Below are 14383 nucleotides of genomic sequence, written 5' to 3'. Positions count from 1 at the left end.
CCGTCGAGGCGGCCATCGACAACGCCGTACCGCTGCCCGCGATCACGGCCTCCCTCTTCGCGCGGTTCGCGTCGCGTCAGGAGGACTCGCCGCAGATGAAGATGGTCGCGGCGCTGCGCAACCAGTTCGGCGGCCACGCCGTCGAGACCAAGTAATCCACAGATCCACAGGCCCCGGGCCCGTGGATCCACAACCTGGGGGAGGTCGGTGAACGACCATGCACGTCACGCATCTGTCGCTGGCCGACTTCCGCTCGTACGCCGGGGTCGACGTCCCGCTCGACCCCGGCGTCACCGCGTTCGTGGGCCCCAACGGGCAGGGAAAGACCAACCTCGTCGAGGCGATCGGCTATCTCGCCACCCTGGGCAGCCACCGGGTCTCCTCCGACGCCCCGCTGGTCCGCGTGGGCGCCGAGCGCGCGATCATCCGGGCGCAGGTCCGGCAGGGCGAGCGGCAGCAGCTGGTCGAGCTGGAGCTGAACCCCGGCCGCGCCAACCGGGCCCGGATCAACCGGTCCTCGCAGGTCAGGCCCCGGGACGTGCTGGGCATCGTACGGACCGTGCTGTTCGCGCCGGAGGATCTCGCCCTGGTGAAGGGGGATCCCGGGGAGCGGCGGCGTTTTCTGGACGAGCTGATCACCGCGCGGTCGCCCCGGATGGCCGGTGTGCGGTCCGACTACGAGCGGGTGCTCAAGCAGCGCAACACCCTGCTGAAGTCGGCCGCGTTGGCGCGGCGGCACGGCGGGCGCTCGATGGACCTGTCCACGCTCGACGTGTGGGACCAGCATCTCGCGCGCGTGGGGGCCGAGTTGCTCGCCCAGCGGCTCGATCTGATCGCCGCGGTGCAGCCCCTCGCGGACAAGGCGTACGAGCAACTGGCGCCCGGCGGCGGCCCGGTGGCCCTGGAGTACAAGCCGTCGGCGCCTGGTGAGGCGCACACCCGCGAGGACCTCTACGAGCAGCTGATGGCGGCGATCGCGGAGGCGCGCAAGCAGGAGATCGAGCGGGGCGTCACCCTCGTAGGACCCCATCGGGACGATTTGATTCTCAAACTCGGTCAGTTGCCGGCCAAGGGATACGCCTCGCACGGGGAGTCCTGGTCGTACGCGCTGGCGCTGCGGCTCGCGTCGTACGACCTGCTGCGGGCCGAGGGCAATGAGCCGGTGCTCGTGCTCGACGACGTGTTCGCCGAGCTGGACACGCGCCGCCGGGAGCGGCTGGCCGAGCTCGTGGCGCCCGGCGAGCAGGTGCTGGTGACGGCGGCGGTCGACGACGACGTACCGCATGTGCTGGCCGGGACGCGGTACAGCGTGGCTGAGGGGGCGGTGGAGCGCGTATGAGCACGGACAGGCCCGAGGCCGCAGAGCCCGCGCCCGAGAAGGCCGCCGAGCCCTCCGGCGTCGACCTCGCGCGCGTGGCGCTGCGCGCCGCGAAGGAACAGGCACGCGCGCGTGGGGACGCGGCGCAGCAGAAGAAGCAGGCGCGGCGCGGGGGCCTGCGCTCCGGCGCGCGCGCCGACGGCCGCGACCCGATGGCCCTCGGCGCTGCGATCAACCGGCTGCTGAACGAACGCGGCTGGGAGACGCCGGCCGCGGTGGGCGGTGTGATGGGCCGCTGGCCGCAGATCGTCGGCGAGGACCTGGCCAGGCACTGCGTACCGGAGAGGTACGACGAGGACGAGCGGGTGCTGGTCGTGCAGTGCGACTCCACGGCCTGGGCGACCCAGCTGCGGCACCTCACGCCCACCCTGGTGGCCAGGCTCAACGAGGACCTGGGGCACGGCACCGTACGGATGATCAAGGTGCTCAACCCCGGTGGACCGCCCCGCCGCTACGGCCCGCTGCGGGCTCCCGGCAGCACGGGTCCCGGCGACACCTATGGGTGACTGACATCACAGTGCGGGCGTCGGCGGGCGACCGGACGCGGTTGCGAATACCGACCTGACCCAGGAGTAGCAAAGGGTTCATACCCGGAAGCGCTGAGTGCCGCTGTAAGCCTCTTTGAGCCCCGTTCCGCATATGGGGAGTCGGGAGAGACCGGTTGAGGGCGGCACATGAGGACTCAGGTACCGGCAAACCCCCATCACTGTCGGCGCTACCGGTAGACTGGAAGCAATCCCGCCCCACTGTGGGACACACACCGAGCAACGCTGACTAAGGCTTACCAACGCAACACGCCGCAGCCGCTCCGGCCAACCGCCGGGAGCCTGGCTTGTGCTGTGCCAGAAAGGGCGCTTCGTGGCCGATTCCGGCAACCCCAACGAGAACATCCCGTCCACCGACGCCGGCGCCGACGGCGAGGCCCGCTCCTCGAACGGCGAGGTCACCGCCTCGTACGACGCCAGCGCCATCACCGTCCTCGAGGGTCTGGACGCGGTCCGCAAGCGACCCGGTATGTACATCGGCTCGACCGGTGAGCGAGGCCTGCACCACCTGGTGCAGGAGGTCGTCGACAACTCCGTCGACGAGGCGCTGGCCGGCCACGCGGACACGATCGACGTCACGATCCTGCATGACGGCGGCGTGCGCGTCATCGACAACGGCCGCGGCATCCCGGTGGGCATCGTCCCGTCCGAGGGCAAGCCCGCCGTCGAGGTCGTGCTGACCGTGCTGCACGCGGGCGGCAAGTTCGGCGGCGGCGGCTACGCGGTCTCCGGCGGTCTGCACGGAGTGGGCGTCTCCGTGGTGAACGCGCTGTCCAGCAAGGTCGCCGTCGAGGTCAAGACGGACGGCCACCGCTGGACGCAGGACTACAAGCTGGGCGTCCCCACCGCCCCGCTCGCGAAGCACGAGGCCACGGACGAGACCGGAACCTCGGTCACCTTCTGGGCCGACCCGGACGTCTTCGAGACCACCGAGTACTCCTTCGAGACGCTGTCACGGCGCTTCCAGGAGATGGCGTTCCTCAACAAGGGTTTGACGATCAAACTCACTGACGAGCGCGAGCTGGCGAAGGCCACGGCCGGTGCCGACGAGGCGGGTGCGGACGAGAAGGACGAGGTCAAGACCGTCACGTACCACTACGAGGGCGGCATCGTCGACTACGTGACGTACCTCAACTCCCGCAAGGGAGACGTGGTGCACCCGACCGTCATCGACCTGGAGGCGGAGGACAAGGACAAGAGCCTGTCCCTCGAGGTCGCGATGCAGTGGAACAGTGGTTACAGCGAGGGTGTGTACTCCTTCGCCAACATCATCCACACGCACGAGGGCGGTACGCACGAAGAGGGCTTCCGAGCCGCGCTGACGTCACTGATCAACAAGTACGCGCGCGACAAGAAGCTGCTCCGCGAGAAGGACGACAACCTCACGGGCGACGACATCCGCGAGGGTCTGACCGCGATCATCTCGGTGAAGCTGGCCGAGCCGCAGTTCGAGGGCCAGACGAAGACCAAGCTCGGCAACACCGAGGCGAAGACCTTCGTGCAGAAGGCGGTCTACGAGCACCTGAACGACTGGCTGGACCGCAACCCGAACGAGGCCTCGGACATCATCCGCAAGGGCATCCAGGCGGCCACCGCGCGCGTGGCGGCCCGCAAGGCCCGCGACCTCACCCGTCGCAAGGGCCTCCTGGAGACCGCGTCCCTGCCGGGCAAGCTGTCCGACTGCCAGTCGAACGACCCCACCAAGTGCGAGATCTTCATCGTCGAGGGTGACTCCGCCGGCGGCTCGGCCAAGTCCGGCCGGAACCCGCAGTACCAGGCGATCCTCCCGATCCGGGGCAAGATCCTCAACGTCGAGAAGGCCAGGATCGACAAGATCCTGCAGAACCAGGAGATCCAGGCACTGATCTCCGCCTTCGGCACCGGGGTCCACGAGGACTTCGACATCGCCAGGCTGCGCTATCACAAGATCATCCTGATGGCGGACGCCGACGTCGACGGACAGCACATCAGCACCCTGCTGCTGACCTTCCTGTTCCGCTTCATGCGGCCGCTGGTCGAGGCCGGGCATGTGTTCCTGTCGCGCCCCCCGCTGTACAAGATCAAGTGGGGCCGTGACGACTTCGAGTACGCGTACTCGGACCGCGAGCGCGACGCCCTGATCGAGCTGGGCCGGCAGAACGGCAAGCGCATCAAGGAAGACTCGATCCAGCGCTTCAAGGGTCTCGGCGAGATGAACGCCGAGGAGCTGCGCATCACCACGATGGACCAGGAGCACCGCGTCCTCGGCCAGGTCACCCTGGACGACGCCGCGCAGGCAGACGACCTGTTCTCGGTCCTCATGGGCGAGGACGTCGAGGCGCGCCGCCAGTTCATCCAGCGCAACGCCAAGGACGTCCGCTTCCTCGACATCTGAGTCGGTCTCAGCTGACCGCACCAGGAAGGATCCCCACCAGCAATGACCGACGAGAACACTTCCGGTACGCCTGAAGAGGGCGCGATCATCGCCCAGCGCGTCGAGCCCGTCGGGCTCGAGACCGAGATGCAGCGCTCGTATCTCGACTACGCGATGTCCGTCATCGTGTCGCGCGCCCTGCCCGACGTCCGCGACGGCCTCAAGCCCGTCCACCGCCGCGTCCTGTACGCCATGTACGACGGCGGCTACCGGCCCGAGAAGGGCTTCTACAAGTGCGCCCGCGTCGTCGGCGACGTCATGGGCAACTACCACCCGCACGGCGACTCCTCGATCTACGACGCGCTGGTCCGCCTCGCGCAGCCGTGGTCGATGCGGATGCCGCTGGTGGACTCCAACGGCAACTTCGGCTCCCCGGGCAACGACCCCGCCGCCGCCATGCGCTACACCGAGTGCAAGCTGGCGCCGCTGTCCATGGAGATGGTCCGTGACATCGACGAGGAGACCGTCGACTTCACGGACAACTACGACGGCCGCTCCCAGGAGCCGACCGTCCTGCCGGCCCGCTTCCCGAACCTGCTGATCAACGGCTCGGCGGGCATCGCGGTCGGCATGGCCACCAACATCCCGCCGCACAACCTCCGTGAGGTCGCGGCGGGCGCCCAGTGGTGCCTGGAGAACCCCGAGGCCTCCCACGAGGAGCTGCTGGACGCGCTGATCGAGCGCATCAAGGGCCCCGACTTCCCGACCGGCGCGCTCGTCGTCGGCCGCAAGGGCATCGAGGAGGCGTACCGCACCGGGCGCGGCTCGATCACCATGCGCGCGGTCGTCGAGGTCGAGGAGATCCAGAACCGCCAGTGCCTGGTGGTCACGGAACTGCCGTACCAGACCAACCCCGACAACCTCGCGCAGAAGATCGCCGACCTGGTGAAGGACGGCAAGGTCGGCGGCATCGCCGACGTCCGCGACGAGACGTCGTCCCGTACCGGCCAGCGCCTCGTCATCGTCCTGAAGAGGGACGCGGTCGCCAAGGTCGTACTGAACAACCTCTACAAGCACACGGACCTTCAGTCGAACTTCAGCGCCAACATGCTGGCCCTGGTCGACGGTGTGCCGAGGACCCTCTCCCTGGATGCGTTCATCCGGCACTGGGTGGCGCACCAGATCGAGGTCATCGTCCGCCGTACGAAGTTCCGGCTGCGCAAGGCCGAGGAGCGGGCGCACATCCTGCGCGGCCTCCTGAAGGCCCTGGACGCCATCGACGAGGTCATCGCGCTGATCCGGCGCAGCGACACCGTGGAGATCGCGCGCACGGGCCTCATGGAGCTCCTGGAGATCGACGAGATCCAGGCGAACGCCATCCTGGAGATGCAGCTCCGCCGACTGGCCGCCCTGGAGCGCCAGAAGATCATCCAGGAGCACGACGAACTCCAGGCGAAGATCGCCGAGTACAACGCGATCCTGGCCTCCCCGGTCCGCCAGCGCGGCATCGTCAGCGAGGAACTCGCCGCGATCGTCGAGAAGTTCGGCGACGACCGCAAGACGATGCTGGTGCCCTTCGACGGTGACATGTCCATCGAGGACCTCATCGCCGAGGAGGACATCGTCGTCACCATCTCGCGCGGTGGCTACGTCAAGCGCACGAAGACGGACGACTACCGCTCCCAGAAGCGTGGCGGCAAGGGCGTGCGGGGCGCGAAGCTCAAGGAAGACGACATCGTCGACCACTTCTTCGTGTCGACGACCCACCACTGGCTGCTGTTCTTCACCAACAAGGGCCGCGTCTACCGCGCGAAGGCGTACGAACTCCCGGACGCCGGCCGCGACGCGCGCGGGCAGCACGTCGCGAACCTGCTCGCCTTCCAGCCGGACGAGGCGATCGCGGAGATCCTCGCGATCCGCGACTACGAAGCGGCGCCCTATCTGGTCCTCGCGACCAAGGGCGGGTTGGTGAAGAAGACGCCTCTGAAGGATTACGATTCGCCCCGCTCCGGCGGTGTCATCGCGATCAACCTCCGTGAGACGGAGGACGGTTCCGACGACGAACTGATCGGCGCCGAACTCGTCTCGTCCGAGGACGATCTGCTGCTGATCAGCAAGAAGGCACAGTCGATCAGGTTCACCGCGACGGACGACGCTCTGCGCCCCATGGGGCGTGCCACCTCCGGTGTCAAGGGCATGAGTTTCCGCGAGGGCGACCAGCTTCTCTCGATGAATGTTGTTCGACCCGGTACGTTCGTGTTCACTGCCACAGACGGCGGGTACGCGAAGCGGACCGCTGTCGACGAGTACCGCGTCCAGGGTCGCGGCGGCCTGGGTATCAAGGCCGCCAAGATCGTCGAGGACCGTGGTTCTCTCGTCGGCGCGCTGGTGGTCGAGGAGACCGACGAGATCCTCGCCATCACGCTGTCAGGCGGTGTGATTCGTACGCGAGTCAACGAGGTCAGGGAGACGGGCCGTGACACCATGGGCGTCCAACTGATCAACCTGGGCAAGCGCGATGCCGTCGTCGGTATCGCTCGTAACGCCGAGGCGGGATCCGAGGCGGAGGAAGTCGCCGGCGACGAAGCCGTCGACGAGACCGCCGAGGATGTCGCGACCACCGGCACGGACGAGGGTGACGCACCCTCGGTCGAGTAGCACGAGGAGAGAGTCATCGTGAGCGGAGCCACGGGCGCCGGATCGACCGGTACGGACACGGACGGCGGCGGCCGTGGCTCCGCCGCGAACGCGACAGATCCGCACACGACCCAACTGCGTGCGATCGACGTGAAGAAGGCCGACTCGCACGCGCCCGACACACATGGATCCCAGGGATCCCAGGGGGGAACTGTGACGGACACCCGAGGTCCGGGCACTCAGCAGCAGCAGCAGTCGGCCGGGGCGGGCCCGGCCGCGGCCGGCGCGAAGCCTCCGGCCCAGCCGGCGGCACCGACCGCCGCACCGCCCGCGCCGCCGGCGGGTGCACCGCACGGCTCTCCGCTGCCGGGCTCACCGCTCCCCGGTGAGCGCCAGCCGCAGCAGGCGGCGGGGCCGTACCACCCGCCGCAGGCCTACCCCACGCAGGGGCCCGCCGCCGCCCAGAGCGGTGCCGTACGGCGTCCGCGCACGGGCGCGCGCACCGCGCCGCGCACCCGCAAGGCGCGCCTGCGGGTGGCCAAGGCCGACCCGTGGTCGGTGATGAAGGTCAGCTTCCTGCTCTCCATCGCGCTGGGCATCTGCACGGTCGTGGCGTCCGCGGTGCTGTGGATGGTCATGGACGCGATGGGGGTCTTCTCCACGGTCGGCGGCACGATCTCGGAGGCGACCGGCTCGAACGAGTCGAACGGCTTCGACCTGCAGTCCTTCCTGTCCCTCCCGCACGTCCTGACCTTCTCGGCGATCATCGCGGTCATCGACGTCGTCCTTGCCACCGCCCTCGCGACCCTCGGCGCGTTCATCTACAACCTCTCCGCCGGCTTCGTCGGCGGCATCGAGCTCACGCTCGCCGAGGACGAGTGAGAAGCCGGACGAGAACGCGGGTGTACGGGGGTTGAAACCTCCCCCGGCGGTCCTGTGACTATCGATTTTGGGACTGCCCATGTCGTGCGCTAATCTTCAGGAGTCAGCGCGCGGGACACACTCCGCACAGCGCGGCGGGGCTATAGCTCAGTTGGTTAGAGCGCATCCCTGATAAGGATGAGGCCACAGGTTCAAATCCTGTTAGCCCCACCAGCACGAAGACCCCCAACCAATTGGTTGGGGGTTTTTGGCGTCTACGGCTGCTGAACCGTGGGTCAGGACCGCAGCCAGACGCGGCGGTGTCGCGCTACGGCGTAGACCTGGTCGATCTGCGCGGCCGTCAGCCTGCCGGTGAGGGGGCCGAGCGCCGACACCTCGCGCTCCTGGTAGATCCGTACGGTGTACTGCGTCGCGGCGCGGTGCAGTGAGGTCACGCCGACGAAGACGAGGACCGGCTCCACGGGGACGGGGAAGCCGCAGTGCCGCTCCAACACGCCCTGGACGTAGGCCGCTTCGGCCCTGCTCGCCCTGGCGTACGGGGCCGGCTGACCTCCGTTGACCTTGGCCATGGTGTCGCCCACCCAGACCGAGGCGCCCTGGTGGCACTTGGTGTTGATGCTGAACACTCCGCCCGGGCCGATCAGCAAGTGGTCGATGTCACCGCCGTTGCCCTTGGGCACGCCGTGCAGAACGCGCCAGCCACGAGGGGAGAGCCGCGCCAACTCCCGGCCCACCCGCCGCTCCCCTTCGAGCCCGGCGAACCAGCTGTCCCACTCCGAGGGGCGTCTCAGCGCCCTCATCAAGAGGCGTTTGGCCGGTGACGGGCCACGCGCGGCGATCGCCTCGATCAGGGCCGCACCGGGGCGGTTCTCTGCCAGATCGTCGGCGACGGTCACCTTGGGCAGTTCGGGGTGCCGAGCAGCCTCTCCAGGGCGTGCTTCCGGATGGTCGGCGGCGGACTGCGCGGACGCGGACCGAAGAGTCATCGAACTGCCGAGATGCTGCCGCAGCAGCGCCAGGGCCTCCCCCTGATACCGCTGCTCCTTGATCGTGACCACCTTCGTCGGCCGGTCCGCCCAGGCGACAGTGGTCCCGTCCGGCAGGTTCACGTAGAGCCGGTCCATACCGTGCCGCTTCCACGGCTTCACCGTGAGATCGCCCATTGGCCCGCCCCCGAATATGTGCCGTCCCCACACACATGGCAGCAGCAGAGCAGGTGGCCAGCAAGAGCGCCTGGGCAACATGGCCTGTTACAGGTTTCCCCACCTCGCCAGGCCGCCGGCGGGGCGCCGTCCACGAGGCCGAGGCCGCAGCCGGCGGTAGGCCGGGGCGGCCGGGCAGCAGTGAGACCCCCCGGCCACGACGGGCCGGGGGTCTTCAGGTTCTTCTCTGGAGCGTTGTACGCAAGTTCGCCGCTGTGTCAGAGATGTCGGGGCGGTGGGTGACTACTGAGGTGGCGCGTGACGGGGGTCAGCGCTGGAGGGGGGCCGCCAGGGATGTCGTCTGCTCGGTGTGGGCCGGTTCGGCGGAGTCGGTGGTCTCCGTGGCCTCGTCCGTGTCCGTCGGCGGGCGGTGGCGGCAGCTGGGGGACTTGCCGTGGGCCTCGGCGCGGATGCGCTGCTTCATCGTGGGGGGCAGGGACCTGGTGAAGGACCAGGGGGAGATCGTCGGTGCCGTCGGCTGCGCGACGGCGCTGGTGCCGGTCGCCCCGGACCGGGGCGTCGCCGCGGTGGCGGCCGTCGCGGTGATCGTGATGAGTCCGAGCGCGGTGCACAGAGCGATGAAGGCGGAGACGAATGCGGTCCACAGCTTCATGACCTTGGTCTGGGTCATGGCCCCTCACTTTCAGGTTGGGCGATTTGCGTACTTTCCTCATGATGTGTATGGGGGCCGCGAAGTGTGGGACCGGCGCCCGTGGCGCGTCGATGTTCTGATGAACACCACTCGGATGGGTGCAAGGGGCCCGAAAAGCAACGCAAGAGGGAGAAGTGGGACCAAGTTAACGGTCCGTAGAGATGTGATCACCCTCCGATCGGAGCGGTTCCATCCGCTTCTACTGCGCTGTCCCGGGCGGGAGTTGGCCGCGGAGGCAGGTCACCGATCGGTATCGGTCGGTGTGTATAGTCGGGCGACAGAGGTCCCCTACGTCAAGGAAAGACGAGGTCGCGCGGTGAAGAAGCTTCTCCTGGTCGCACTGGCCGCCATCGGCGGGCTCCTCGTGTACCGCCAGATCCAGGCGGATCGCGCCGAGCAGGATCTGTGGACGGAGGCGACCGACTCCGTGCCCACGGGTTCGTGAGTACCGAGATCCAGTTCTGAGCACGCCCCGACCGCCTGGCGGTCGGGGCTTTGTGTTGCGCCGTCGCGCGAACGCGGTTACGGCCCCCACGACCCGGGCGTTTCGGACGCTCGCACGCATTGCCGGGATGCCACGCGCGCGTGCGGGGCAGGATGGGCCACGTCCGGAGCAACGACGAGGGGTGGCGCGTGATGGGGCGGCGGCGTACGGCGTGGTGGCGGACGCGAGCGGAGGGCGGCCGTACGCCCGCACGACTCGCACGACCCGTCGGCGCGGCCGTACGACCCCTCGGTGAACTGCGCCGCCGCCGGGCCAGTGTCGTACGACGCGTCGGAGTCCTCGTCGCCGTGCTGTGTGCGACCGCGGCCCTGGCCGGGCAGCCCGCCACCGCCGCCGGAGCACCTGGCTCCTACGGCTACGACAAGGGCGACCGGGTCGTCAACGGCGCGACCGGTGCGGCCGACGCCGTAGGCCTGAAATCGGGCGGGACGTACCGGAGTTCCCTCCCGAAGGGCGCCAGCTTCTACTACGGCCTCACCCTCGACGAGGTGTCCGACGTCTACGTCTCCGTCACCGCCGTGCCCCCCGCCGGCACCAAGGTCGCCGCCACCGACGGGATCAGGGTGTCGCTGCAGAATGCGGCGGGCACCAGCTGCACCCACCAGAGCGCCAGCTTCGGGGCCAGCAGGAGCCCGCACCCCGTGGCCGCCTGGGCCGCGCGGGAGACGGGCCGGGCGCTGTGCAAGGGGGGCGGGCAGTACTACGTACTCGTCGAACGCGTCGACGCGACGGGTTCCTCGTCGGACACCTGGGGGCTGGAACTCACCGTGGTGTCGGAACCGCCGCTCGCCCAGGCGGTCACGTCCGACGCGCCCCAGGACTGGAACTCCGCGTCGCCCGAGCCCGCCACGGGGGAGGCGCGGAGCCGTGCGGGGGGCTCGGGGTTCGCCGGGGCGGTCGCCGTGGGACAGGGCGTGTGGCGGGGCGACATCGCACCCGGCGGGACCCTCTTCTACAAGGTGCCGGTCGACTGGGGCCAGCAGCTCTCCGTCAGCGCCGACCTGGACGCCTCGGACGCGGGCAGCGGCTATGTGAGCCGCGCGCTGGACCTGGCGCTCTACAACCCCGTGCGCGCCTCCGTCGACGAGGCGGGCGTCGGCTACCAGGGCAGTCCGAGATCGGCCGCCCTCGATGCGCTGCCGCCCGTCGAGTACCGCAACCGCTACTTCGTCGTCGACCACGAGAGCGGGATGCGCTTCGCCGGGTCGTACTACGTCGTCGTACACCTCGCGGCGCAGGTGGCCGACGACTTCGGCCAGGGGCCGTTCCCGGTGACGCTGCGGGTGCGTGTCGCCGGTGCCGCGCACGGCGGGCCCGGGTACGAGGGGCGGTCCGAACCCCGGAACGTCTTCGACGTCACCTCGCAGGACCGCGCGGCGGCCGTGACGGGGAGCGGCGGGGGAGGCGACACCGCGATGAAGGTGCTCGCGGTGGCCGGGATCGGCGCGGGCAGCGTGCTGCTGGCGACGCTCGGCGCGTGGACGGTGGCGGCCCGGCGCCGGGCCACGACGTAGCCCTCCCGTACCCCTTCCGGCACCCGGTCGGTCAGACGCGGGTCAGTGCCCAGAACCCGACGGCGTAGCAGGCCAGCGCCAGCAGCAGGACCGGTATCGCCACCTTCGCGGGCGGCCCGGGGCGCCGCCGTGCGCGCCTGCCGCGGTGCTGCGGAAACGGTGGCGCGGTGGGTGGAACCAGCGGGACCTGGGCGGTGTATGAAGCAGTAGAGGGTTCGGCGCGCGGCTGGGGGGAGGGCAGGACATGGGGGAGCTGCGGAGTCTGCGGGGGCGGCAGATGGAAGCTGCCGGTGTCCGACATCGGCGTCGGGGTGGGTGTCGGGGTCGGTGTCGACGAGGACGGCTGGGAGACGATGTCCTGCCGCGGGTCGAGGAGGACGGAGTCCGCGCCGTCGGTACCCGCACCCACACCCGCAGTTGTCCCTGTCCTCTCTGTCCCTGTCCCCGTGCTCGCACCGGTCCCGAGCCCCGTCCCGCCCGACGGAGTCGCCCCGGTGTCCACTCCGGAGGCCCGCTTCAGCGGACCCTCGGGCGCGAACCCCGAAGGCAGCGGCCCCACTTGGTCGAAGATCTCGATCAACTCGTCGTCGGGGCCCGGCTCCGGCAGGAGCTCCACGGCCGCCGCGAGCGCCTTGCGCGCCCCCGTGGCCGTACGGAAGCGAGCCTGCGGATCGGGCTGCAGCAGCATCGCCACGACCTGCCACAGCGGCTCCGGGACGCCCTTGGGCGCCCCCGGGGTCCCGTGCTCGGCGAAGTACTGGATGAGCGCCTTGGAGTCCGGCTTGGCCCCCTCCAGCAGATACAGGGCCACCAGTCCTACGGCGAACAGGTCGGCGGGGAAGTCGGGTTCCGCGCCCATCATCTGCTCGGGCGCGAGGTAACCCGGCGTGCCCACCACGAGGTTGGTCTCCGTCAGGCGTGCCTCGCCCAGCCGCATCGCGATGCCGAAGTCGGACAGGCGCAGCCGCGGACGGGCCGTGCCGGTGGCTTCGAGGAGCAGATTGGCGGGCTTGATGTCACGGTGCACGACGCCTTCCGCGTGCACCGCGGCGAGGCCGGAGAGGAGCTGGTCGAGCAGCGTGCAGACGAACGCGGGGGGCAACGGGCCGTAGTCCCCGATGAGATGGACCAGCGAACCGCCGGCCACCAGGTCCATGGTGAACAGGACCTTGTCGTCGTCGGCGGCCCAGCTGGCCGGTGCGAGCACATGGGGGTGGTCGATGCGCAGCGCCTGTTCCCGTACGAAGCGCAGCAGCGAGTGCGCGTCGCTCTGCTGCAGGACCTTGGCCGCGACATAGCGGCGTCGGCGGTGGTCCCAGGCACGCCAGACCGCGCCGACACCTCCGCGTCCGATCGGGTCGACCAGTTCGTACCGGCCGGCGAAGACCTCACCCATGGCTGTACGTCGCTCCTCCCCCTTCGGCTACCTCCGTTGCTTCCCCCGAGACGAGCGATACGACTCCCCCTTGCGCCAGTTGCCCTGTGCCCGGCTGCCGAACCCCCGATCGACGGCCGGGCCGTGGTGCTCAGCTCTGGTGGGACTGGTAGTGCGCGACCGCGTCGGAGGTACGGCCGGCGCCGTACACCCGGAGGAACTCTGCCAGTTCGGGGTGGCTCGGGGCGAGGGTGTCCGCCGCGTCGATGATGTCGCCGGCGGCGGCCACCGAGCGCAGCAGCGACTGGATCTCGCGGACCACCCGTTTGACCGTGGGCGCTCCCGAACTGCTCGTCGTGGTCGTGGTGTTGCTGAGCACCGAGCCCCCCTGGGACTTCTTGATCTCGTCCATCCGCTCGGTCGCCTCGGCCGCGCTCACGCTGCCGTCCGCGACCTGTCCCGCCAGGTCCTGCAGCAACTGCACCCGCTGCACCACCGCGGGATTGCCGATCTTCGCCCGCTGACCGCTCATCAGCTGGGACAGCATCGGCGCCGACAGTCCCAACACCCCCGCGAGACGAGCCTGGTTGAGGCCAAGATCGTCGATGAGCTTACGGAAGAGCGCCCCCAAAGGCTCCCCGTACCAATTCCGCTGCAGCTCCCGCGCTCTGGCGGTGGCTTCCTGCTGTGCGGCGTCCATTGCGTCTCCCCATCGCTTCCCCAAAACCGTGGTTCGCTCTAGCGAACCACGACGAGCATCTTACGGAGAGTGGTCGTCCACCGGGAGCCCCAAGTTTTTGCGAGATACCCGGGGTGACCCGGTACTCTGGTCCCCGAAGCCCACCGGTGCGCGGTTGTGCCGGTCGGACGCTTCTCTAGCGGGGCCTTAGCTCAGTTGGTAGAGCGCTGTCTTTGCATGGCAGATGTCAGGGGTTCGACTCCCCTAGGCTCCACATCCCGCACCGGCCGGTCGCCCTCAGTGGCGTCCGGCCGGTGTTTGTTTGTGCCCGCGAGGTGACGTGCGTCACATAAACGGTTGCTTGTCGTTGCAGTTGTTTGCGCAAATATCGGCACCGGGTGAGGTCCGTCGGGTCGCCGGGATGGTGGTCGGCGCGGTGTGGGGAACGTGTGTGCCGATGTGCGGGACGTGTGTGAGCTGGCTGAATACGGTCGCGTAATCAGGGGTGTGCGGTCCGTTAAGGGAGTCCCTGCGGTACTTGTTCACCTGGGGCGTTGCAAACGTCATCGCGGGCAGCTTGCGTAAATCAAGGGAGCTTCTGTGCCCGGCTGACTGTTCCACGTGAAACATCGCGGTGGGGCAGGAGACCCTCAAGTCTCCT

General features: G+C 69.2%; 11 protein-coding genes, 2 tRNA genes and 1 pseudogene. 10 read left to right on the top strand and 4 right to left on the bottom strand.

What is annotated here, in order from left to right; all coding sequences use genetic code 11:
- From SSP08S_RS60070 to SSP08S_RS41535, 7 genes and pseudogenes are all read left to right on the top strand, one after another.
- Positions 1-155 (top strand): annotated as a pseudogene (locus SSP08S_RS60070) (6-phosphogluconate dehydrogenase); the annotation flags it as partial.
- A 62-nt stretch (positions 156-217) separates the two neighbouring features.
- Entirely contained in the window at positions 218-1339 is a 1122-nt protein-coding gene (gene recF, locus SSP08S_RS41560; protein ID WP_019073567.1) for a DNA replication/repair protein RecF, read from the top strand.
- On the top strand, positions 1336-1884 hold the full coding sequence (locus SSP08S_RS41555; RefSeq protein WP_019073566.1) for a DciA family protein: 549 nt from the start codon (positions 1336-1338) through the stop codon (positions 1882-1884). Before recF ends, SSP08S_RS41555 begins: the two co-directional genes overlap by 4 nt.
- A 352-nt stretch (positions 1885-2236) precedes the next feature.
- The gene (gene gyrB / locus SSP08S_RS41550) at positions 2237-4297 is read left to right on the top strand and encodes a DNA topoisomerase (ATP-hydrolyzing) subunit B (RefSeq protein ID WP_200812076.1); all 2061 of its coding nucleotides are present in this window, start codon (positions 2237-2239) and stop codon (positions 4295-4297) included.
- A 42-nt stretch (positions 4298-4339) separates the two neighbouring features.
- Complete coding sequence (gene gyrA / locus SSP08S_RS41545) at positions 4340-6934, top strand: DNA gyrase subunit A (RefSeq protein ID WP_019073564.1); 2595 nt, start codon at positions 4340-4342, stop codon at positions 6932-6934.
- An 18-nt stretch (positions 6935-6952) separates the two neighbouring features.
- Entirely contained in the window at positions 6953-7795 is an 843-nt protein-coding gene (locus SSP08S_RS41540; RefSeq protein ID WP_019073563.1) for a DUF3566 domain-containing protein, read from the top strand.
- Between the two features lie 136 nt (positions 7796-7931).
- Positions 7932-8008 (top strand) — tRNA-Ile (locus tag SSP08S_RS41535).
- A gap of 62 nt (positions 8009-8070) precedes the next feature.
- On the opposite strand, the gene SSP08S_RS41530 is transcribed toward SSP08S_RS41535, so the two are convergent.
- A complete protein-coding gene (locus SSP08S_RS41530; protein ID WP_019073562.1) occupies positions 8071-8958 on the bottom strand; it encodes a nuclease-related domain-containing protein in 888 nt (295 codons plus the stop codon).
- Positions 8959-9265: 307 nt separating this feature from the next.
- Positions 9266-9628, bottom strand: coding sequence for a DUF6344 domain-containing protein (locus SSP08S_RS41525; protein WP_019073561.1), 363 nt, complete (start codon positions 9626-9628; stop codon positions 9266-9268).
- A gap of 337 nt (positions 9629-9965) precedes the next feature.
- Between SSP08S_RS41525 and SSP08S_RS63125 the strand changes: the two genes are divergently transcribed.
- Together SSP08S_RS63125 and SSP08S_RS41515 are read left to right on the top strand one after the other, a co-directional pair.
- The gene (locus tag SSP08S_RS63125; protein WP_003999697.1) at positions 9966-10094 is read left to right on the top strand and encodes a DLW-39 family protein; all 129 of its coding nucleotides are present in this window, start codon (positions 9966-9968) and stop codon (positions 10092-10094) included.
- 152 nt (positions 10095-10246) lie between these two features.
- Positions 10247-11668, top strand: coding sequence for a hypothetical protein (locus SSP08S_RS41515; protein ID WP_019073560.1), 1422 nt, complete (start codon positions 10247-10249; stop codon positions 11666-11668).
- 31 nt (positions 11669-11699) lie between these two features.
- Here SSP08S_RS41515 and SSP08S_RS41510 read toward each other — a convergent pair whose 3' ends face one another.
- Together SSP08S_RS41510 and SSP08S_RS41505 are read right to left on the bottom strand one after the other, a co-directional pair.
- The gene (locus tag SSP08S_RS41510) at positions 11700-13064 is read right to left on the bottom strand and encodes a serine/threonine-protein kinase (RefSeq protein ID WP_019073559.1); all 1365 of its coding nucleotides are present in this window, start codon (positions 13062-13064) and stop codon (positions 11700-11702) included.
- A 130-nt stretch (positions 13065-13194) separates the two neighbouring features.
- A complete protein-coding gene (locus SSP08S_RS41505) occupies positions 13195-13743 on the bottom strand; it encodes a helix-turn-helix domain-containing protein (RefSeq protein ID WP_019073558.1) in 549 nt (182 codons plus the stop codon).
- Between the two features lie 180 nt (positions 13744-13923).
- Here SSP08S_RS41505 and SSP08S_RS41500 point away from each other — a divergent pair.
- Positions 13924-13996, top strand: a tRNA-Ala gene (locus tag SSP08S_RS41500).
- Positions 13997-14383 lie beyond the last annotated feature (387 nt).

It is taken from the genome of Streptomyces hokutonensis (assembly GCF_000376565.1).
Classification (GTDB): Bacteria; Actinomycetota; Actinomycetes; order Streptomycetales; family Streptomycetaceae; genus Streptomyces; species Streptomyces hokutonensis.
The sequence above is the reverse complement of the archived record's forward strand: the minus strand, read 5'-3'. Positions and strand labels throughout refer to the sequence as shown.